This is a genomic window from Streptomyces daqingensis, assembly GCF_014645895.1.
Classification (GTDB): domain Bacteria; phylum Actinomycetota; class Actinomycetes; order Streptomycetales; family Streptomycetaceae; genus Streptomyces; species Streptomyces daqingensis.
On sequence record NZ_BMMP01000007.1, the window covers coordinates 102,118 to 121,841 of the forward strand.

The following is a 19,724-nucleotide window of genomic DNA, read 5'->3' on the forward strand; positions in this document are numbered from 1 at the left end:
CGGACATGCAGAATGGGGGCATGACACAGCCGAGCAACGAACGTCAGCGGGAGAACCAGCAGGTCCTGGTCGTCGGCCCGGACGGCATGGCTCTCGGCAGCGCCGACCCCAAGGGCGGTGGCGGGGAGGACGACGAGCAGGCTGAGGTTCCCGTCACGGAGATGGTCGAGCAGCCCGCGAAGGTCATGCGGATCGGCAGCATGATCAAGCAGCTGCTCGAAGAGGTGAAGTCCGCTCCGCTCGACGAGGCGAGCCGCGTACGGCTGAAGGAGATCCACACCAGCTCGATCAAGGAGCTCGAGGACGGCCTCGCCCCCGAGCTGATCGAGGAGCTGGAGCGGCTCTCCCTGCCGTTCACCGACGACTCGGTGCCGACCGAGGCCGAACTCCGCATCGCGCAGGCACAGCTGGTCGGCTGGCTCGAAGGTCTCTTCCACGGCATCCAGACCGCGCTGTTCGCACAGCAGATGGCCGCCCGCGCGCAGCTGGAGCAGATGCGCAGGGCGCTGCCCCCCGGCAGCCTCCCGGAGGAGGGCATCCTCGGGGACCACGAGTCCGGCCGGTCGCCCCGCTCGGGCGGGCCCTACCTCTGATCGGCCGCTCCGCGGGGCGGCGATCAGTCCTCGGGGCGTCCGGCTCTACGGGGCCGCGGGGGCGTGGTGTGCGGGTTCAGCCCGCGGCCGGCGGCCGTCCCGCCATCCAGTGGTAGAGCGTCATGGCGACGCTCGTGGCCAGGTTGTAGCTGGAGACCTGCGGCTGCATGGGCAGGGCCACCAGATGGTCGGCGCGCTCCCGCAGCGCGGTGGACAGGCCGTGCCGTTCGGAGCCGAAGGCGATGAGCGCGTCGTCGGGCAGTGCGACCGTGCGGACGTCCTCGCCCTCAGGGTCCAGTGCGAAGAGCGGACCGGACGGCAGAGCTTCCGGCTCGCACTGCTCGACCACCGTCGCGAAGTGCAGTCCGGCACTGGCTCGCACCACGTTGGGGTGCCACGGATCGACACTGCCGGTGGTGAGCACTCCCGCCGCCCCGGCCCCGGCGGCGAGCCGGATCACCGCACCGACGTTTCCCAGGTGGCGCGGGTTGTCGAGCACCACGGCGGGTGCCGTACGGACATCGCTCTGGGCACCGCCGGCGGCCGTACGGATCAGCGAGCCCCCTGAGCGTCCACTGCCCCGGACGGCGAGCGCCGCGACGCCGGTCGGATGCGGGCGCGGCACGAGCCCGCTCAGCGTCTCCGCGGGCACCTCGTGCAGCCTCTGCGACAGCGTGCCGGTCAGGTCGGGGGCGAGTTCCTCCGCGAGCGCGAGCACCGCGCGACGGTCCGCGGCCAGGGCGAGCGGAATCTCCGCCTCGAACCGCAGAGCGTGCTTCAGCGCGTGGAAGCCGTCGAGCAGCACGCTCTCCGCCGCCGTCGCGCGCCACTGCCGCAGCAGCGCATCCGCCTCGGCAGGGGGCCCGGCGGCCCCCTGCCCGTCGTGCATGTCGTTCACGCGGCCGACCGTCCTGTCATGCGGTCAGCGTACGGACACGTTCTCGCCGGACCTCTGGCGCGGCACGGCGGACTGGCTCTCGCCGTCCGCACCGGGGCTCCCGTCCGCACCGGCGCCGGGCCTGCCCAGCCGCGACAGGAGCCGCTTCCGGCCGCCCGAGGCACGTGCGCCCATCCACAGCAGCGCGGCGGTCGGCAGGAACACGGCGTCCGCCGCGACCATCGCCATCGAGAAGAACGGCAGCCCCAGCAGCACGGCGATGCTCACGTGCTCCGTGATCATGGCGGCGAGCAGCACGTTCTTCACTCGCCGGTTGAAGAGCGCGAACGGGAAGGCGACCTGGACGGCGACCGTGCCGTAGGTGATGAGCAGCATCAGGAGGCCGCTGCCCGCCAGGATGGAGTTCAGCTCGGGCCACGGCGAGAAGTAGTCCAGGTTCATCGGGTAGTAGACGGCCGTGCCGTCCTGCCAGCGGGACCCCTGGATCTTGTACCAGCCGGCCGTCGAGTAGATCAGGCAGACCTCGACGACGATGACCAGCAGCGCCGCGTTGTGCACGAGGTTGGCGAGCATGTCGCACACGGTGCGTGCCTCGCTGTGCGGCGCGTACCGGGCGGCCATGCGCCACACCGCCTGCGACGCCCACAGCGCCCAGAAGAACAGGCCCCAGCCGATGCTCAGCCCGCCGAGAGCCGTCGCACCGACCATCACCGCGCCGAAGACGGCCCACAGCACGACGCCTGTCGCGTCCGACTGCACGGCCCGGCCGTCTCCGCCGCCGCGGCGGCGCAGGCGGCGCGCGTCGAGGGACCAGACCTGGCCGCACCGGGTGAGCACCAGGTACATCGCCATCAGGTGGATGACGTTGTCCCCGCCGTCGCCCATGAACACGCTGCGGTTCTGCAGCGACAGCACGCCGATCATGAACAGCACGGACGACGTGCGGGAGCGCCAGCCGATCAGCAGCGTGACGCTGGAGAGGATCGCCAGGACGTAGACGAACTCGAACCAGGCGGTGCTGTCCGTCCAGAGCAGGACGGTGAAGGCGTGGTTCGACTCGATGAGCCTGTCCGCCAGGTTCCAGCCCCACGGGCCGTCCGGTCCGTACAGCTCGTGGCGGTGCGGCAGTTCGCGCAGGAGGAAGAAGAGCCAGGTGGCGGCGAAGCCGATCCGCACGATCGCCGTCTGGTAAGGAGCGAGGGCGCTCCCGGTGATACGGGCGACGCCCTTCGCGAACGCGCTGTCGGGCGGGCTCGCGCCGTCCGCGGCTTCGCCGGGCAGGGTCTCGGGGTGGGGGGCGTCACCGGCCGGAGAGGGGTTCCGGGTCCCGTACGGGCCGGTGGGCGGGGCCTGCTGCTCGCTGCCCGCACGGGAAGGGCCGTCCGCGTACGGGGGCTGCTGCTCGCCGTCCGCGAGGGGGGCCTCCGCACGGCCGCCGGCCCAGGAAGGCCCGTCGGTGCGCTCGCCGTGGGGTCCGTACTGCTCGCTCACTTCTCCCAGCCCCCCGGAATGTCCGCGCTGCCGACCTGCCACCAGGGCTGGACCCGGTAGTCGGTCTTGGTGTCCGCCTTCTCGTCACTCCACGGCGGCGGCGCCACCGGCGTGGTCGCGGAGCGGACCTGGATGCGCTCCACCGTGCCGCCGTTGAGCTCGGTACCGAAGCGGAGCATCACTATTCGCTTGATGTAGGTCTCGGACAGATCACCCCGCAGTCCGACGGGCTTGCCCTTGTCGTCGTGCGAACCGTTGTAGAACTCCCACGCCCTGCGCAGCTCGTTCTGCTGTATGTGGCTGGGGGCGACGTTGTGGTCGATGTCCTCGCCGTCCATGGCGGAGAGGTTGACCCAGCCGGTCGTCTCCGTGCCGCCGTCGGGCTTGGCGACCTTCGCGCGGGCGTGCACGGCTATGTTCTGCTGCAGCGGGTTGGGAGCGAACAGCTTCCAGTTCTGCTCGAACTCCGGGTAGATGTAGTCGTCGACGCCCTGACCGTGCTTCTTGGTCATGGTGTTCGAGGGCGCGACGTGCAGGAAGACCATCACCAGATGGACGGCCACGGCGACGGCCACCGCCGCCACGGAGACAGCCATGATCATGCGCGCGGGCAGCGACATGGCCGCGTGGCCCCCACCGCGCGCCTCCCCAGGCCGCCCGCCGCTCTCCGGCGGCGGTGCCTGCTGCTCTGCTGGCTCCATGCCCTCCCCTGCTCCCCACGTTCATGTCCCGAGGTACGGCCTCAGAGATTATTCGAGCCTTGACACCCTATGGGGCCGCACCTCACCATTGAACCGAACGATCGGTCGGTAGGCGGCGCGGCTTCGGCCGTCGGCAAGGGGGTCGAGATGACATCGGTGCTGCTCGGCGAAGGCGCACAGAGCTCCGAGGGTCCGGCGGACCCGCTTGCGGATTTCGAAGGTGCGATCGCCGCGGACGAGCGGATCGAACCGCGGGACTGGATGCCGGACGACTACCGGAAGACGCTGGTCCGGCAGATGGCCCAGCACGCGCACTCCGAGATCATCGGGATGCAGCCGGAGGCGAACTGGATCACCCGCGCCCCGTCGCTGCGCCGCAAGGCGATCCTGATGGCCAAGGTGCAGGACGAAGCGGGCCACGGCCTGTATCTCTACAGCGCCGCGGAGACTCTCGGCACGAGCCGCGAGGAGCTGCTCGACAAGCTGCACTCCGGCCGCCAGAAGTACAGCTCGATCTTCAACTACCCCACCCTGACCTGGGCGGACGTGGGCGCCATCGGCTGGCTCGTCGATGGCGCGGCGATCACGAACCAGGTGCCGCTGTGCCGCTGCTCCTACGGGCCGTACGCCCGGGCGATGATCCGCGTCTGCAAGGAGGAGTCCTTCCACCAGCGGCAGGGCTTCGAGCTGCTGCTCGCGCTGAGCCGGGGCACCGAGGCCCAGCACGCCATGGCGCAGGACGCCGTGGACCGGTGGTGGTGGCCGTCGCTGATGATGTTCGGCCCGCCGGACGACGAGTCCGCGCACAGCGCCCGCTCCATGGCCTGGAAGATCAAGCGTCATTCGAACGACGAGCTGCGCCAGCGCTTCGTGGACATCTGCGTGCCGCAGGCCGAGGCGCTCGGTCTGACCCTCCCCGACCCGGACCTGCGCTGGAACGAGGAGCGGGGCCACTGGGACTTCGGCCCGATCGACTGGGAGGAGTTCCGCCAGGTGCTGCAGGGCAACGGGCCGTGCAACGAGGAGCGGATCGGCCGCCGCAGGCAGGCGCACGAGGACGGCGCCTGGGTGCGGGACGCGGCCGCGGCGTACGCAGCGAAGCGCGGCACGGGCCGGCCAGCGGCACAGGCAGTGGCACAGGAACAGCCGCGGGCGCAGGCGCAGACACAGGATCAGCACGACGGGGAGACGGCGGTGAGCCCACGATGAGCAGCAGCGACTGGCCTCTGTGGGAGGTGTTCGTGAGGAGCAGGCGCGGCCTGTCGCACACTCACGCGGGCAGCCTGCACGCACCCGACGCCGAACTCGCGCTGCGCAACGCACGCGATCTCTACACGCGCCGCTCCGAGGGCGTCTCCGTGTGGGTGGTGCCGTCCGAGGCGATCACCGCGTCCTCCCCCGACGAGAAGGACCCCTTCTTCGCGCCCGCCGCGGACAAGCCGTACCGCCACCCCACGTTCTACGAGGTACCGGAAGGGGTGCGGAACCTGTGACGCGCTCCCAGGACACCCCTGCCGGCGGCGGGGCAGCCACGCGCGCGGAGGCGGCGCTCGACAGCCCGCTCCTTCCGCTGGCCGACGACGCGCTCGTCCTCTCGCACCGGCTGGGGGAGTGGGCGGGTCACGCGCCGGTGCTGGAGGAGGAGCTGGCGCTGGCCAACATCGCCCTCGACCTTCTCGGTCAGGCGCGCGTGCTCTACTCACAACTCGGCGACGAGGACGAACTCGCCTTCCTGCGCGAGGAACGGTCCTTCCGCAACTGCCAGCTCGTGGAGCAGCCCAACGGCGACTTCGCCTGCACGATGGTCCGCCAGCTGTTCTTCTCCGCCTGCCAGGAGCTGCTCTTCGGCCAGCTCGCGGAGCTCGGCGATCCGCTCGCCTCGAAGGCCGTCAAAGAAGCCGAGTACCACCGCGACCACGCCGAGCACTGGACGATCCGCCTCGGCGACGGCACAGAGGAGAGCCACGCCCGTACGCAGCGGGCCGTGGACGGCCTGTGGAGGTACACGGGCGAGCTGTTCGAGCCGCTGCCGGGGCCGGCTCCCGTGGGCGCGGTCGACTGGGCGGCGCTGAGGGCGGGCTGGACGGAGCGGGTCACGCGCGTACTGACGTCCGCCACCCTCACGGTTCCGGACAGCCCCCAGAGCGGGGCGTGGGCGGCGGGCGCGGGCCGTCAGGGCCTGCACACCGAGCCGTTCGGGCGGATGCTCGCGGAGATGCAGCACCTCCACCGCAGCCACCCGGGGGCGTCGTGGTGACCGGCACGGCGCACGGCACGGCAGGCGCCGCGGTCGCCGCCTCTGCCCCCGCCTCCTCCGTCTCCGCCGCCGCCGGGCGGCGCCTGGAGGAGCTGTCGACGGTGGCGGGCTCCGTCCCCGACCCCGAACTCCCCGTGGTGACACTCGCCGAGCTGGGTGTGCTGCGGGCCGTGCGGGAGCAGAGTCCCGGCGGTCCCGTCGAGGTCGAGATCACTCCGACGTACACCGGCTGCCCCGCGATCGAGACCATGGCCGCGGACATCGAACAGGCTCTGCGGGAGCACGGCGTCGCGGAGGTCTCCGTGCGCACCGTCCTCGCTCCCCCGTGGAGCACGGACGACATCACGGACGAGGGGCGCCGCAAGCTCACCGAGGCCGGCATCGCGCCGCCTCGCGGCGGTTCACCCGGCGGCTCCGGGCCCGTGCCGCTCACGCTGGCCATCCGCTGCCCCAACTGCGGCTCGACCGAGACGAGCCTGATCAGCCGGTTCTCCTCCACGGCCTGCAAGGCGCTGCGCCGCTGCGAGGCGTGCCGGGAGCCGTTCGACCACTTCAAGGAGGTGTGAGCGGCGCCGTGAGCACCTTCCACGCACTCCGTGTCGCATCCGTCGACCGGCTCACAGACGACTCGGTCGCACTGACCATCGCCGTGCCGCCCGAGCTGCGCTCCCTGTACGGCTACGCGCCCGGCCAGCACATCGCCCTGCGCCGGCACCGTGGCGAAGGCGCCGACGGTTCGGCGGGAGCGGACTCGGGCTCAGCGGCGTACACGGGCTCGGAGGTCAGGCGGACGTACTCGCTGTGCGCCCCCTCGTCGGACGCCCCGGAGACGCTGCGCGTCGGCATACGCGGCATCGAGGGCGGCGACTTCTCCACCTACGCCGTGAAGGAGCTGGCCCCGGGCGACACGGTGGACGTCCTGCCGCCCGCCGGCAGGTTCGTCCTCGAACCCCGGCCCGGCCACTTCGCCGCCGTGGTGGGCGGCAGCGGCATCACTCCCGTGCTCTCCATCGCCGCCACGCTCCTCGCGCGCGAGCCCGAGTCGCGCTTCTGCCTGATCCGCAGCGACAGGTCGACGGCGTCGACGATGTTCCTGGAGGAGGTGGCCGACCTCAAGGACCGCTTCCCCCACCGCTTCCAGCTGGTCACCGTGCTCTCCCGGGAGGAGCAGCAGAGCGGCCTGCCGTCCGGCCGTCTCGACACGGAGCGGCTGCGGCAGCTTCTGCCCGCGCTGCTGCCCGTCGAGGAGATCGCGGGCTGGTACCTGTGCGGCCCGCTCGGCCTGGTCGAAGGCGCGTCGCGGGCGATGCGCGAGCTGGGCGTACCGCGGGGCCGCATCCACCAGGAGATCTTCCACGTCACCGACGCACCGGCGGCGCCCGCGGGCGAGGCAGCCCGGGCGCCGGGCGCCGGGGCGGACGGCGCAGCCGCTGCCCGGGCCGCCGCGGTCACGGCGACTCTCGACGGACGTTCGGGCTCCTGGCCGATGAACGAGGGCGAGTCCGTGCTGGAGACGGTGCTGCGCCACCGCGCCGACGCACCGTTCGCGTGCAAGGGCGGCGTGTGCGGCACCTGCCGGGTGCGTCTGGTCTCGGGCGACGTCCACATGGAGCGCAATTACGCCCTGGAGGAGGACGAACTGGAGGCGGGGTACGTGCTCGCCTGCCAGTCCCGTCCCCTCACGTCAGCGGTGGAAGTGGACTTCGACGGCTGAGGCCGAGCCCGAGGCGGATGACCGGGTCCGGGCCGGTACCCGGGCGGCCCGGGGGATGCCCAAGTCCCGGACCGGGAAGCGGGGCGCGCGGGACGGCGTTGCGCCCGTCCTGCGCACAGGGCTCTGCCTGCGTACGGCGCCCGTCCTGTTCTGGGCCCGCCTGAAGGTCCGCGGGACCTGCCGTCGCGGGCCGCCGAGGCACCGGAAGAGCCGTCAGGAGAGCCGTCAGGCGACGTGCGCCGGGTCCGTGTCACCCGTGAGGGGGCGTCCGGCCGCCTCCCAGGCGAGCATGCCGCCGTCCACGTTCACCGCGTCGACGCCCTGCTGGCGCAGGTACTGCGTGACCTGCGCCGAGCGCCCGCCCACGCGGCAGACCACGTAGACGCGCTCGCCCTCGCCGGCGCGCTCGTGCAACTCACCGATCCTGCCGACGAATTCGCTCATGGGGATGTGCAGTGCGCCCTCGGCGCGGCCCGCGGCCCACTCGTCGTTCTCGCGGACGTCCAGCAACAGGGCGTCCGCGGGCACCGACGCGACGTCGACCTGCGGCAACTGACCGTTCTGCATTGCTCGGCTCTCTCTCAGTTCTCTTCCGCGGCCGTGCCGGCGTCACCCGCGCCGCGTCCGCTGTCCGCACCGGGGGCGGCTCCGTCCGCATTCTCCGCGGCTCCGGGTCCGGCCGACGTACCTGCCGCGGACACGTCCGCCGCAGGTACGTCCGCAGGGGCCGAGTCCGCCGCTCCGGACGGCTCGCTTTCCGGCCGCACCGCCCCGCCGGCTTTCATCACCTCGGTCAGGCGCCCCAACTCCGCCTCCCGCTCGGCCACTTGCTGCAGCAGCTGCTCGGCGATCTCCTCCAGCAGCTTGTCGGGGTCGTCCGGGGCCATTTTCAGCATCGCGCCGATCGCGCTCTGCTCCATCTCGGCCACCATGGCGGTCAGCGCCTCCTTGCGCTCCGCCAGCCATTCCAGCCGGGCGTACAGCAACTCGCTCTGCGCAAGCCGCGCTTCGGGCTCCTCCTCGCGCGGCCCTGCCTCCCACTCCTCCAGCAGTTCGCGCAGCGCGTCCGTGTCACCGTCCCCGTAGGCCTTGTTGACGCGCACAAGGAACTCCTCGCGCCGCTTGCGCTCCGCCTCCTCCTGCGCCAGGTCGGGGTGGGCCTTGCGGACCAGCTCCCGGTACGCCTTGCGCGCCTCCTCGCTGGGACGCACCCGGCTCGGGGGCCGGACGTTCCGCTCGGTGAGCATGGCGGAGGCCTCGGGCGAAAGCCCCTCGGAGTCGATCCAGCCGTGGAACAGCTCCTCGACGCGGGGCATCGGCAGCACCGCCGCCCGCAGCTCCCGCGCCTTGCGCAGGTCGTCCGGGTCGCCGCTGATCGCCGCGGCCACCTCGGCGATGCTCGCGTCCAGCTCGTCCAGGCGCGCGTACATGGGGCCGAGGCGCTGGTGGTGCAGGCGGGAGAAGTTCTCGATCTCGATGCGGAACGTCTCCACCGCGATCTCGTATTCGATCAGCGCGGTCTCGGCGGCCCGTACCGCCCGCTCCAGCCGCTCCGTGCCCGGCTCACCGGCCTGCCCGCCCCCGTCCGGGGCGGGCGCCTGCTCCGGAGATCCGGCAGGGCCGGGCACGCCGTCCGGCTGCCCTCGGTCGTCCGGCTGCCCGGGCTGCTCCGGCTCTTCGGCTTGCGCTTCCGGGTTCGCTTTCATCGGGCCCACCCTACGGAAGGGCGTCCGGCCTTCCCAGCGCGCCTGCGCGGATCACGCGCGGAACTCCTGCGGGCAGCCGGCCGCTTCGTCGGGCAGGTGCGCGTCCGCCCAGCGCGTGAGCTCCGTCATCGCGGGCTTGAGCGCCAGGCCCGCGTCGCTGAGCCGATAGCTGACCCGCAGCGGGGGGCCTTCCTCCACGGTCCGTACGACCAGGCCGAGCGCGCCCAGTTCGCTCAGCCGGTCGGAGAGCATGCGCTCACTGATGCCCGGTACCGCGCGACGGAGCTGCGCGAAGTGGCCCGGCCCGTTCATGAGCGCCGCCAGGACCAGTCCGGTCCAGCGCTTGCCCAGCATCTGGAAGACCCGTGTGATCCCGCTCTCAGGCGCCATGCACTGCTCGACAGCGGGCGCCGCTTCCTCCTGCGTCTGGTTCCCGGGCTCTGCCATGGCTCAAGGGTACTGCGCCGAGACAAGGGGATGAAAAAAAGTAAGCTCCTGTGTTATCAATAGTTGCAGCCCTAAAGCGCACCTACTTATGCATCCAAAGGAGCTTCCCTCATGGCGACCCTGCTTCACATCGACTCCTCGCTCTTCCCGCAGGAGGGTTCCGTCTCGCGCGCCGTCGCCGCGTCGTTCCGCACCGCGTGGGAGGAGCAGCACCCGGAGGGCACCGTCGTCCACCGGGACCTGGCAGCCGATCCGCTGCCGCACCTCGACCAGACTGCCGCGGCGGCCGGCTTCGCCGCGCCGGACGCCCGCACCCCCGAACAGGCCGCCGCCTACGCGCTCCGCGACCGGCTGGCCCGGGAGCTCGAGGAGGCGGACGCCGTGCTGATCGGGGCGCCGATGTACAACTACACGATCCCCTCGACACTGAAGGCGTGGGTCGACCACGTGATCCTGCAGGGCCGCACCGCGGGCACGGACAAGCCCTCCGGAGCGGGCACGCCCACCGTGGTGGTGGCCAGCAGGGGCGGCGGCTACGGGCCCGGCACCCCGCGCGAGAGCTTCGAGTTCGTGCAGAACTACCTGGGCAAGGTCCTGGGCGAGGTCATGGGCCTGGACGTGGAGTTCGTGGTCCCGGAGCTCACCCTGGCCCCCGTCACCCCGGGCATGGAGTCCCTCGTCGACCAGGCGGAGGTCTCGCGCGCCCGGGCCCACGAGGCGGCGGAGACGCACGCCAAGAACCTCGCCGCCCGGCTCACCGCGGCCGCCTGAACAGCCGGCCGCCCGGACACCCCGGCGAGCCACCACCGAGCCCACCGGCGCCTGCCGGCGGGCTCGCGGGCGTACGGGCGGGACGTCCGCGCAGGCCGTACGGGCAAGCAGACGGGCGGCCCCTGACGCGGGTCAGCCCCTCCCCGAGCCCCCTGCGCCGCCCGCCCCGGAACCCGCCTCCCTGCCGCGCCGCCCGTGCAACTCCCGCAGCGCACCCGCCAGTTGCTCGCCGTTGAGGGGCTCCGCCGGCAACGGCGACGCCCCCTCCTTGCGCAGCCCGTCGACGAACAGCGCCAGCAACCGCCGCCACGAGCCCGGCGAGGCAGCCTCCGCGGCAGGGACCGCACGTCCCACCACCGCCAGCGCGAACAGCAGGTCCTCGACCGAGAGATCGTCGCGCGCCGTCCCCTCGCGTACGCAGCGCGCGAGCAGCCCGCGGAAGGTCTCGGCGTTGTGCGCGTGGAGGGCGTCCAGCGTCGGCAGGCCCTCGACGCCGGTGGTCAGCAGGTCGGTCGCGCCGCGGTCGGCGGCGAGCCCCGTGAAGAGACGCTCGACGTAGGAGATCAGACCGCTCCAGGGATCCTCCGCCCTGCGCGCTTCCTCACCGGCCTCGACGGTGGCCGTGAGCATGTCGTGGAAGACGGCCTCGATGAGGGAGGCCCGGTCCGGGAAGCGCCGGTAGAGCGTGGCGTTGCCGACCCCGGCCCGCCGGGCGATCACGTCGAGCGGCGCCTCGACGCCCTGCTCCGCGTAGATCTCGCGGGCCGCCGCGAGGACCGCCTCGCGGTTCCGCTGCGCGTCTCGTCTCACGCAGCGCACCGTACCCGACCGTGGAGCACTCCCCACTTCCCTGCTACGGTCGCTTAAGTGGGGACCACTCCTCACTTGATTCTCTCTGGAGCCGCCGATGAGCGCCGAGCCCGCCGACACCGGACACCCGGACCCTCCCCGCTCCGCCTCAGCACCGCTCCCCGTCGACCTGACGGACGAGGCGCGGACACTGCTGACCGCCCCCTACCCCCTCTACGCGCGGCTGCTCGCCGACCGGCCCGTCCAGCACGTCCGGTTGACCGACGTGGGCCCCTGCTGGATGGTCCTCGGGCACCGCGAGGTGCGGGCGGCCCTCACCGACGACCGGCTGCGCAACGACATCCGGCACTCCGCGAACTGGGACGACGACGGCACCTACGCCGTGGGCCCCAACATGCTCCAGGCGGACCCGCCGGCCCACACGCGGCTCCGGAGGCTCGTCGCCCGTGAGTTCACGGCACACCGCGTCCAGGCCCTGCGTCCGCGCGTCGAGCGCATCGCCGGTGAACTCGTCGGCTCCGTCGCCCGGAAAGGCCACGCCGACCTCGTCGAGGAATTCGCCTTCCCCCTGCCCATCACGGTGATCTGCGAACTCCTCGGCGTACCCGCCGAGGAACGCACCTCCTTCGGCGCCTGGTCGACGGAGATCGTCGCCCCGTCCTCGCCGGAGGCGGCCACAGCGGCGTCCCAGTCGATGGGCGCCTACCTCCTCGATCTCGTCGGCCGCAAACGCCGAACACCCCGCCCCGACGCGGGCGACCTGCTGCACGCACTCGTCCGCACCGCCGACGAGGACGGCGGTGCGCTCACATCCGACGAACTCCTCGGCATGGCCTTCCTGTTGCTCGTCGCCGGGTACGAGACCACCGCCAACCTGATCTCCAGCGCCGTCCGGCTCCTCCTCACCCATCCCGGGCAGCTCGCCGCCCTGCGCGCGGACCGGTCGCTGCTGGAGGGTGCCGTCGAGGAGGCGCTGCGCTACGAACCACCCGCCCAGGCCGCGACGTTCCGGTACACGGCGGAGCCCGTGACGCTGGCCGGCGTCCGCATCCCCCAAGGCGAGACGGTGCTGCTCTACCTCGCGGCCGCCAACCGGGATCCGATCCGCTTTCCGCACCCCGAGCGCTTCGACATCACCCGCGACCCGGCAGCCACCCGTGCGCACCTCTCCTTCGGCCACGGCATCCACCACTGTCTCGGCGCCCCGCTGGCCCGCCTCGAAGCCTCGATCGCGCTGCGCACACTGCTGGAGCGCCTGCCCGGCCTGGCGCTCGCGGAGGACGCCGAACGGCCGGACTGGCGCCCCGGCCTGCTGCGCGGCCTGCGCTCGCTGCAGGTCCGCTGGTGACACGGCCTCGTCGCGGGCGTCGTCACCAGCGGACGTGCGCCGGTACTGGGCAGGGCCAGGTCACCGGTCCACAGGGTCCGGCAGCGGCTCGTCCGTCCAGTGGACGACTTCGTCACCCGCCTTGGCGGAGAGGACCCGTCCGTGCCAGTCGTCGGTGAAGAGGTCGGCACCGGGGATGGCGTTCCGCTCGGCTCCGTTTCCGGCGAGGCCTCCCGTCTCGGACTTCCCAGGTCGTAGGGACACTTGGAGGGCGCGGCGCCCGCACAGGAGCCCGGCCGAAGGGGCGGGGGCACGAAGAGGCGAGGGCACGAGAGCAGTTCACGACAGGAGCGGGCGCCGGCGGTCGGCCGAATCGACCATGTCGAGCATGACCCTCTCCAGGAACGTCCCCGCCCTCCGCAGCCGCTGCCCCACGGGGTGGTCGGGCCCGAACTCCTCCGCCGCGGCGATCGCGGCCCGCGCGGAGTCGAGCGTCAGACGGGCGCCGACCACGACCGAGTGGTACCAGGCGTCGTCGTCGACGACGTAGATGTCACGCCGGCGCCGCGGATCGCGCTCGCGCCGCGCGAAGCCCTGCTGAACGAGGAAGTTCACGGCCACGGAGACCGAGGCGGGACTGACGTTCAGCCGGCTCGCGAGCTCGGCCGCGGTACGCCTGCCGTCCTCGGACAGCAGCAGGTCGACGTGGACGCGCGCCGTCGTCCTCGGCATCCCCGACCTGACCGCGAGCTCGACGATCTCCTCTTCCGTGCCTCCCGCGCGGCCCGGCTCGCCGCCCGCGCGCCGGGGCGCCGGTGAGCCGCGCCGGGCGCGCCGGACCGTCTCCTGGTGCGCCTGGTGCGGCCGGTAGCCGCCCGGGCCCCCGTTGCGGCCGACCTCGCGGCTGATCGTCGACGTCGGACGGCCGAGCCGCCTGGCGATCTCGGCGTAGGGGAGCCCGTCGGCGAGTCCGGCCGCGATGCGCTGGCGTTCCTGCTGTGTCAACCGTCCTCCTGGCATCGGACCAGTATTGCCTTCGCCGACATTCATTGCAACGCTTCATTGCATTCGGCAGCAGCGCCATTGCATCAATTTACCGCCACCCACCTGCATGAATAGCATTCATTCAATTGACGGAAATTGGAATGCAACGTAGCTTTCAATATCTGCTGAACGCGCAACCGCGCGGAACGGCGAGCAGAACGGGGAATGGCTATGGGTGAATCCGTCCACACCGTCACGGCGATGCCGCAGGCACGAGAGCCCGGCTGCCCCTTCGACCCGCCCGCGGAGCTGCTCGACGCGCGCCGGCACGGCCCCGTCAGCCGCTACACCTTTCCCGGCGGCAGGCCCGGCTGGCTGGTCACCGGATACGAGCTCGTCAGAGCCGTACTGGCCGACCCCCGGTTCAGCTCGCGCAAGGAGCTGATGCTCCACCCGACCATCGACTTCGGGGACATGGAGATACCGCCGGCGCCGCCGGGCGAGTTCCTCCTCATGGACGGCCCCCGGCACCGCCGCTACCGGAAGCCGCTGATGGGGAAGTTCACGGTCCGGCGGATGCGGATGCTCACGGAACGCGTCGAGCAGATCACCGCCGGCTGCCTGGACGCCATGGAAGAGGCCGGACCGCCGGCCGAACTGGTGACCGCGTTCGCCAAGCCCATCCCCGCCGTCGTCATCTGCGAGTTGCTGGGGGTGCCGTACGAGGACCGGGGGTCCTTCCAGGAGCAGATCGACTCGTTCATGAACGGCGAGACGAGCGACGAGGACCTGACAGCCGCCTACACCGCGACGCAGGATTACCTGGCGGAACTCGTGGCCGCCAAGCGCTCGGACCCCACCGACGACGTGCTCAGCGACCTCACCGACAGCGACCTCACCGACGAGGAGCTGCAGGGGATCGCCCTGATCCTGCTGGCCGCCGGGCTCGACACCACCGCCAACATGCTGGCCCTCGGCACCTTCGCGCTGCTGCGCGACGAGGAGCAACTGGCCTCGTTCCGCGCCGACCCCGCCTTGACCGACCGTGCCGTGGAAGAGCTGCTGCGGTACCTCAGCGTCGCCAAGACGTTCATGAGGACGGCTCTGGAGGACGTCGAACTGGGGGGCCGGACGATCAAGGCCGGTTCGCGGGTGATCCTTTCGTACAACACGGCCAACCGTGACCCGGAGCGCTTCACCGATCCCCACGTGCTCGACCTGCGGAGGCAGCAGGGCGGGCACCTCGCCTTCGGCCACGGCGTCCACCAGTGCCTCGGCCAGCAACTGGCGCGGGTCGAGATGGGGGTCGCGTTCCGCGCGCTCTTCGACCGCTTCCCCACACTGCGGCTCGCCGTCCCCGCCGGGGAAGTACGCCTGCGCCCCGAGACCGCCGACATCTACGGGGTCAAGAGCCTTCCGGTCACCTGGGACGGGGCGCGATGACCTCCGCGCGCGCCTTCACGTAGACCGTGAGCGCCGCATTGGCGCCGGGACGTGCGCCCTGTCGGTGGCCGGACGTCGATCAAGACTCCGCCCGCCGGAGCTTCGGCTGCCGCTCACCGTGGATCCGTGCGGCACTGAAGCCTCGTCGCATCCCGGCTCACAAGGGGGTCGCCGCGTGGAGGACGGAGACCAGCGCCACGGTCGCGTTGGCCGATGAGAGGGCCGAGGCCGTGGTGCCGGCAGCGGCCGTCCACAGGGCCAGACCCACGGCGGTGGCGGTAGGAGGCAGGGTGCGGGCGTCAGGTGGAGGTTCGAGCAGTGCGCGCACCCGACGCGGCACCGGGCCCGGGGCCGCGAAGCCGGCGAGGGACTGAGTGGGGCTGGGACGCGAGACGAGCGCGGCCTTGCCGACGGCACGGGCCACCAGCCGCCGGTCTCCGACTGTGCGGGCGGCGGCCTCGTCGGCCCAGCGTTCTGCGCTGAACGCGATGGCCGTCTTCAGCGGACGCAGGAACGGGTTCGCCCGTGCGGCCAGTTGGGCTGCCAGCAGGAAGCGGTGGTGGTGGGCGACGAGGTGCGTCCGCTCATGGGCGAACAGCGCTTCTCGCTCGTGCTGGTCCAGGCATGTCAGCATCGCCGTGGAGACGACGATCCGCCCCCGCTCACGGCTGGGGAGGGCGTAGGCGTAGGGGGTCTCGTCGGGCAGTACGGCGATCTGCGTGGCCGGCAGTCCGCGTAGTGCCCGTACAGCCTGACGTCGTACCCGGGAGTGGCGCCACAGCGTCCGCCCGCAGGCGACCGCCACCGCGACGAGAGCGGGAATGGCGACCTTGCCTGCTACTTCGTCGAAGGGGACCGCCTTGCGTACCTCGGGATCGGACCAGCCGTCGGGCAGCGGGTTGCCGGGAAGCTGGGCAGTTCCGACAACCATGATCAGTGCCAGGCACAGAGTGCTGGACACAGCGAGGACGACGGCCACCGCGGTCAGCAGGCGGGCCGCGGCGCGGGGATCGAGGCGCTGCTGGGCGAGTCTGGCGATGGGCCAGGCCGTCAGGGGCAGGACGAGTGGCAGGAAGACGAATACGCCCATCGCTCTAGTCCTCTGCCTCGCTCTCGGCTTCTCCCAGCAGATCACGCAGTAGCTGTTCGTCCCCGGGCGGCAGGGCCGTCACGAAACTGGTGAGAACCGCCTCCCGGTCCGCCTCGCCGTCCAGTACACGCTGCATCCGCAGCGCGGCCAGACCGGCCGGGTCGACGGCCGGCTGCCAGTCGAAGGAGCGTCCCGCCCGCTCACGGGTGACGGCTCCCTTGGCGAGGAGCCGCGAGAGGATGGTCACCACTGTGGTGTAGGCCAGACCGCTGTCCAGGCGCTCCTGCACCCAGGCTGCGCTGACCGGGCCTTGAGCGGAGTGCAGCGCGGTAAGGACCTGAGCTTCGAGTTCACCCTGGCCCCGGCGAGGGGCGGAGGAGCCGCTGGCCGGCTTGTGGCTCCGATTCGGCAAGGCCCCCCCTCGCATCGGGTCGCTTCGGACGCTTCCTGAGGCCGCCATCGTAGCGAAGGGAGCCTGGACAGATTATTTCTACAGTGTTGTAGATTTACTTGTGCTCCGTCGACACACCAGGAGGAGATCATGGGTGTTTCCCTGTCCAAAGGCGGAAACGTCTCGCTGAACAAGGAGGCCCCCGGTCTCACCGCGGTACTCGTCGGCCTGGGTTGGGATGTGCGCCTGACGACCGGAGTGGACCATGATCTCGACGCGAGCGCCCTGCTCTGCGACGAGTCCGGAAAGGTGGTATCCGACCGGCACTTCGTCTTCTACAACAATCTCGCCAGCCCCGACGGGGCAGTCGAGCACACCGGCGACAATCTGACCGGGGAGGGTGAGGGCGACGACGAGGTCATCAAGGTCGACTTGGCGGCAGTGCCGACTGACGTCACCAAGATCGTGTTCCCGGTCTCGATCCACGACGCCGAACAGCGCGGCCAGAACTTCGGGCAGGTGCGTAACGCCTTCATCCGGGTGGTGAACCAGGCCGGTGGCACCGAACTCGCCCGCTACGACCTGACTGAAGACGCGGCCACTGAGACCGCGATGGTTTTCGGAGAGCTCTACCGTCACGGCGTGGAGTGGAAATTCCGTGCCGTCGGGCAGGGGTACGCCTCGGGGCTCTCCGGAATTGCCCAGGACTTCGGCGTCGACGTCTGACCTGCGCCGCCGAGGCTCCTCGCCGGAGGAGGGACGGCAGGCGGACGGACAGCGAGCCGTCCCTCCGCTTGCCGCGGTGATGCCGGAACGCGTTCAGCGTCGCTTTCCGGCGACCACGCGGTATCCGATCAGCAGAACCAGGGATCCTGCGATGGCCGCGACCCAGGTGGCCAGGTCGAAGAACTGCTTGTCCACCGGCCGGTCGAGCACGGTGGCCGAGAGCCAGCCGCCGAGGAAGGCTCCGGCGACGCCTATGAGTGTGGTGACGATCAAACCCCCCGGGTCCCGCCCGGGAAGCAGCACCTTGGCCGTCGCTCCCGCGATCAGCCCCAGGACGATCCAGCTGATGATGCCCACGAGCTCCTCCGTTCTGCGATCGTGCGCGTGAGTCCCTGCCCTCGAGGACGGGACATCGGCGGCGGTGGTCGCGCGTCAGGACCGGTCTCGGTCGCGTGCACCCTCGTGGCCGCCCGCTCCGGGCGCTCCCTCGTCCCGGGGAGGGTGGGCGACATAGGAGGCGGTTCCCGGGCCCCCGGCCGAGCGGTCCGATTTCAAGGCCCTGGCCTCGCTTTTGAGGATCCGCGCGGACTTGCCCAGGGAACGGGCCAGCTCGGGCAGCTTCCTGGCGCCGAAGATGACGACGGCGACGATGACGAGCAGGGCCACTTCACTGATGCCGAACATGACTTCCCCTTCCTGGCTGTCTGAAGGCGGCGGCACGACAGGTGCGCGGCGGACAGCCGACTCGAGGTCCGGCAGGCGCGCCCGCCGGAGTCCTCGACCGCGACCGTCCGCCGACCGACGGCCTCTGCGCCTGCCTCGTCAGAGATCGAACTCGGTGGGGGGCACGTCCAGGGAGAAGCAGGCCTCGCGGACGACGGCGCGTTCCGTCGCGTCGAAGTCACCGTCAGCGCCTCCGATCACGATGCCGATCTGGATGACGGCGCGCGCTTCGGTGGGCTTCTTCTTCACCTTCGCGATCTCCTGGAGGACGGTGACCTTGCCGAAGTCGAAGTCGGAGGTGAGCTTGCCCAGATACTCCTCGAAGCGCTGACGGAGATCGTCGGCCGGGAAGTTCTGCAGCACGTCGTTGCTGATGATCAACTGAGCGACTCGCTGCCGTTCCGCGGGATCGATCGAACCGTCTGCCGCTGCGACCAGGGCGCACATGGCCATGCTCGCGTCACGGAAAGCGCCGCTCTTCAAGTCGTTCTTCTTCGCCTCCAGTTGGGCCTGCATCGTCTGAGCGGACTCCTTGATGCGATCCCACAGGGCCATGGCGTCTCCAGATGAAGCGGGGGCCTGGGCCGCCGCAACGGCCCAGGCACAACGGGTACTTCTACAGTAGTGTAGAAGTTACCAGGTTCAGTGAAGACGCCGGTCAGTCTTCACCGCCCTCCTCTTCCTCTTCCTCGAAGGCATCGCCGATCTCGTCGACGACCTCGGCCGCGACGAGTCCGCCGGCCACCCCCACGGCCACCCCGGCAGCACCTGCGGCGACCGCGGTGCCCACACCCGGGCCGGAGGAGCGGTGGCCGTCGCCGTGATGGAAGCCGCCGTGATGCGACTCCCCGTGCGAGTAGGCGGCATGGGCGCCGTGCTGCTCGACGAGCAGGCGCCCCCAGCCGTCGACCTTGCTGATCCAGTCCGCGCCGGTGATTTCGTCGTGACGCACGAAGTGCCGGTTGACGACATCCTCGCCGCTGGAGAAGAGCCCGCCGCGCCGGTCGGCTTCAAGAACGACCTCCACGCCCGAGGGTGAGGCGAGCAGCGTCAGCTCGACCTCGTTCGCCGCGTGCGCGAGCTGAGGGGGCGGGGAGAGTTCGATCTCCTGATAGAAGGGCAACTGCTGGCCCGTGCCGCGGATGTGGCCGAGCTCCAAGTCAGCGGAACGGAACCCGTAGCCCAGCTGACCCAGCGCCTCCAGTACTGCCTCCTGGGCGGGGAGCGGACCGACCCGCAACGGGTCCAGGTCGCCCTTGTCGCGGGCTCCGGCGATGTGCAGCTCTGTCCGTACGCCCAGCGCGATACCGAGAGGCTGGCCGTGCAGCTCCGTCACCGGCGTCTCCCACGGGAGCGCGAAGGAGAACGGAACACCCCTGCGCTCCCCGGCGTCCAGCCGGAAGCCCCCGCCCACCGCCACCCGCTCGAAGACCACGGAGGCCTCGTGTTCGTCTTCGTGACCCTCCGCCTCCACCCGGGCGACGAGTTCGAGGACGATCTGCTCGATCTCCGCGTCCGACGAGCCGCCTTCCAGGTGGACCTGCCCGGTCACTCCTCCCCCGGGCAGAACCGGCTCGTCAGCCAGGACGGTGTCCACGGAAGGACCGCCGACCCCCATTGCCCCGAGCAGCTTCTTGAACACCATCGTGGCG

The 19,724-nt window shown here is 71.3% G+C and carries 24 protein-coding genes and 1 pseudogene; 10 read left to right on the forward strand and 15 right to left on the reverse strand.

Going from position 1 to position 19,724, the window contains the following annotated elements:
* The first annotated feature begins 20 nt into the window (after positions 1–20).
* Entirely contained in the window at positions 21–593 is a 573-nt protein-coding gene (locus IEY56_RS12085) for a bacterial proteasome activator family protein (protein WP_189037161.1), read from the forward strand.
* 76 nt (positions 594–669) lie between these two features.
* Here the strand turns inward: IEY56_RS12085 and IEY56_RS12090 are convergent, their stop codons facing one another.
* From IEY56_RS12090 to IEY56_RS12100, 3 genes are all read right to left on the reverse strand, one after another.
* A complete protein-coding gene (locus IEY56_RS12090; RefSeq protein ID WP_189037327.1) occupies positions 670–1,482 on the reverse strand; it encodes a TrmH family RNA methyltransferase in 813 nt (270 codons plus the stop codon).
* Between the two features lie 33 nt (positions 1,483–1,515).
* Positions 1,516–2,772 (reverse strand): HTTM domain-containing protein, encoded by a 1,257-nt coding sequence (locus tag IEY56_RS12095; protein ID WP_189037328.1) that lies wholly within the window; start codon positions 2,770–2,772, stop codon positions 1,516–1,518.
* A gap of 206 nt (positions 2,773–2,978) precedes the next feature.
* A complete protein-coding gene (locus IEY56_RS12100) occupies positions 2,979–3,683 on the reverse strand; it encodes a DUF5819 family protein (RefSeq protein ID WP_229711821.1) in 705 nt (234 codons plus the stop codon).
* A gap of 147 nt (positions 3,684–3,830) precedes the next feature.
* Here IEY56_RS12100 and paaA point away from each other — a divergent pair, with 147 nt between their 5' ends.
* The 5 genes from paaA to IEY56_RS12125 all read left to right on the forward strand — a co-directional run bounded on the left by paaA (position 3,831) and on the right by IEY56_RS12125 (position 7,654).
* On the forward strand, positions 3,831–4,892 hold the full coding sequence (gene paaA, locus IEY56_RS12105) for a 1,2-phenylacetyl-CoA epoxidase subunit PaaA (RefSeq protein WP_229711822.1): 1,062 nt from the start codon (positions 3,831–3,833) through the stop codon (positions 4,890–4,892).
* The gene (gene paaB, locus IEY56_RS12110) at positions 4,889–5,176 is read left to right on the forward strand and encodes a 1,2-phenylacetyl-CoA epoxidase subunit PaaB (RefSeq protein WP_045863699.1); all 288 of its coding nucleotides are present in this window, start codon (positions 4,889–4,891) and stop codon (positions 5,174–5,176) included. Before paaA ends, paaB begins: the two co-directional genes overlap by 4 nt.
* The gene (gene paaC / locus IEY56_RS12115) at positions 5,173–5,940 is read left to right on the forward strand and encodes a 1,2-phenylacetyl-CoA epoxidase subunit PaaC (protein WP_189037162.1); all 768 of its coding nucleotides are present in this window, start codon (positions 5,173–5,175) and stop codon (positions 5,938–5,940) included. The genes paaB and paaC overlap by 4 nt, the downstream gene beginning before the upstream one ends.
* A gap of 83 nt (positions 5,941–6,023) precedes the next feature.
* Positions 6,024–6,506 carry a 1,2-phenylacetyl-CoA epoxidase subunit PaaD gene (paaD, locus tag IEY56_RS12120; protein WP_189037329.1) on the forward strand — a complete coding sequence of 161 codons (483 nt, stop codon included), beginning with the start codon at positions 6,024–6,026 and terminating at the stop codon, positions 6,504–6,506.
* 8 nt (positions 6,507–6,514) lie between these two features.
* A complete protein-coding gene (locus IEY56_RS12125; protein WP_189037163.1) occupies positions 6,515–7,654 on the forward strand; it encodes a 2Fe-2S iron-sulfur cluster-binding protein in 1,140 nt (379 codons plus the stop codon).
* A 225-nt stretch (positions 7,655–7,879) separates the two neighbouring features.
* Here IEY56_RS12125 and IEY56_RS12130 read toward each other — a convergent pair whose 3' ends face one another.
* The 3 genes and pseudogenes from IEY56_RS12130 to IEY56_RS12140 form a co-directional block, all read right to left on the reverse strand.
* A complete protein-coding gene (locus tag IEY56_RS12130) occupies positions 7,880–8,221 on the reverse strand; it encodes a rhodanese-like domain-containing protein (protein WP_189037164.1) in 342 nt (113 codons plus the stop codon).
* 221 nt (positions 8,222–8,442) lie between these two features.
* A pseudogene (locus tag IEY56_RS12135) lies at positions 8,443–9,360 on the reverse strand (hypothetical protein); the annotation flags it as partial.
* 51 nt (positions 9,361–9,411) lie between these two features.
* Positions 9,412–9,807, reverse strand: coding sequence for a winged helix-turn-helix transcriptional regulator (locus IEY56_RS12140; RefSeq protein WP_373292071.1), 396 nt, complete (start codon positions 9,805–9,807; stop codon positions 9,412–9,414).
* Positions 9,808–9,918: 111 nt separating this feature from the next.
* On the opposite strand from IEY56_RS12140, the gene IEY56_RS12145 reads away from it, so the two are divergent.
* Positions 9,919–10,578, forward strand: a complete 660-nt coding sequence (locus IEY56_RS12145) for an FMN-dependent NADH-azoreductase (protein ID WP_189037165.1) — start codon at positions 9,919–9,921, stop codon at positions 10,576–10,578.
* A 132-nt stretch (positions 10,579–10,710) separates the two neighbouring features.
* Here IEY56_RS12145 and IEY56_RS12150 read toward each other — a convergent pair whose 3' ends face one another.
* Positions 10,711–11,388, reverse strand: a complete 678-nt coding sequence (locus IEY56_RS12150; RefSeq protein WP_189037166.1) for a TetR/AcrR family transcriptional regulator — start codon at positions 11,386–11,388, stop codon at positions 10,711–10,713.
* A gap of 97 nt (positions 11,389–11,485) precedes the next feature.
* Between IEY56_RS12150 and IEY56_RS12155 the strand changes: the two genes are divergently transcribed.
* Complete coding sequence (locus IEY56_RS12155; RefSeq protein ID WP_189037167.1) at positions 11,486–12,736, forward strand: cytochrome P450 family protein; 1,251 nt, start codon at positions 11,486–11,488, stop codon at positions 12,734–12,736.
* 60 nt (positions 12,737–12,796) lie between these two features.
* Here the strand turns inward: IEY56_RS12155 and IEY56_RS12160 are convergent, their stop codons facing one another.
* Complete coding sequence (locus IEY56_RS12160) at positions 12,797–12,979, reverse strand: hypothetical protein (RefSeq protein WP_189037168.1); 183 nt, start codon at positions 12,977–12,979, stop codon at positions 12,797–12,799.
* 75 nt (positions 12,980–13,054) lie between these two features.
* Positions 13,055–13,735 (reverse strand): helix-turn-helix domain-containing protein, encoded by a 681-nt coding sequence (locus IEY56_RS12165; RefSeq protein ID WP_189037169.1) that lies wholly within the window; start codon positions 13,733–13,735, stop codon positions 13,055–13,057.
* A 195-nt stretch (positions 13,736–13,930) separates the two neighbouring features.
* Between IEY56_RS12165 and IEY56_RS12170 the strand changes: the two genes are divergently transcribed.
* Positions 13,931–15,142, forward strand: a complete 1,212-nt coding sequence (locus IEY56_RS12170) for a cytochrome P450 (protein ID WP_189037170.1) — start codon at positions 13,931–13,933, stop codon at positions 15,140–15,142.
* 157 nt (positions 15,143–15,299) lie between these two features.
* Here the strand turns inward: IEY56_RS12170 and IEY56_RS12175 are convergent, their stop codons facing one another.
* A complete protein-coding gene (locus tag IEY56_RS12175) occupies positions 15,300–16,232 on the reverse strand; it encodes a M56 family metallopeptidase (RefSeq protein WP_189037171.1) in 933 nt (310 codons plus the stop codon).
* A 4-nt stretch (positions 16,233–16,236) separates the two neighbouring features.
* Positions 16,237–16,659: a BlaI/MecI/CopY family transcriptional regulator gene (locus IEY56_RS12180; RefSeq protein WP_189037172.1), complete on the reverse strand. Its 423-nt coding sequence runs from the start codon at positions 16,657–16,659 to the stop codon at positions 16,237–16,239.
* Positions 16,660–16,773: 114 nt separating this feature from the next.
* Here IEY56_RS12180 and IEY56_RS12185 point away from each other — a divergent pair, with 114 nt between their 5' ends.
* Positions 16,774–17,349, forward strand: a complete 576-nt coding sequence (locus tag IEY56_RS12185; protein WP_189037173.1) for a TerD family protein — start codon at positions 16,774–16,776, stop codon at positions 17,347–17,349.
* 93 nt (positions 17,350–17,442) lie between these two features.
* Here IEY56_RS12185 and IEY56_RS12190 read toward each other — a convergent pair whose 3' ends face one another.
* The 4 genes from IEY56_RS12190 to IEY56_RS12205 form a co-directional block, all read right to left on the reverse strand.
* Positions 17,443–17,706: a GlsB/YeaQ/YmgE family stress response membrane protein gene (locus IEY56_RS12190; RefSeq protein ID WP_189037174.1), complete on the reverse strand. Its 264-nt coding sequence runs from the start codon at positions 17,704–17,706 to the stop codon at positions 17,443–17,445.
* A gap of 75 nt (positions 17,707–17,781) precedes the next feature.
* Positions 17,782–18,033: a twin-arginine translocase TatA/TatE family subunit gene (locus tag IEY56_RS12195; protein ID WP_189037175.1), complete on the reverse strand. Its 252-nt coding sequence runs from the start codon at positions 18,031–18,033 to the stop codon at positions 17,782–17,784.
* Positions 18,034–18,171: 138 nt separating this feature from the next.
* A complete protein-coding gene (locus IEY56_RS12200) occupies positions 18,172–18,627 on the reverse strand; it encodes a tellurite resistance TerB family protein (RefSeq protein WP_189037176.1) in 456 nt (151 codons plus the stop codon).
* Between the two features lie 103 nt (positions 18,628–18,730).
* Positions 18,731–19,717: a sporulation protein gene (locus IEY56_RS12205; protein ID WP_189037177.1), complete on the reverse strand. Its 987-nt coding sequence runs from the start codon at positions 19,715–19,717 to the stop codon at positions 18,731–18,733.
* Between the last annotated feature and the right edge of the window lie 7 nt (positions 19,718–19,724).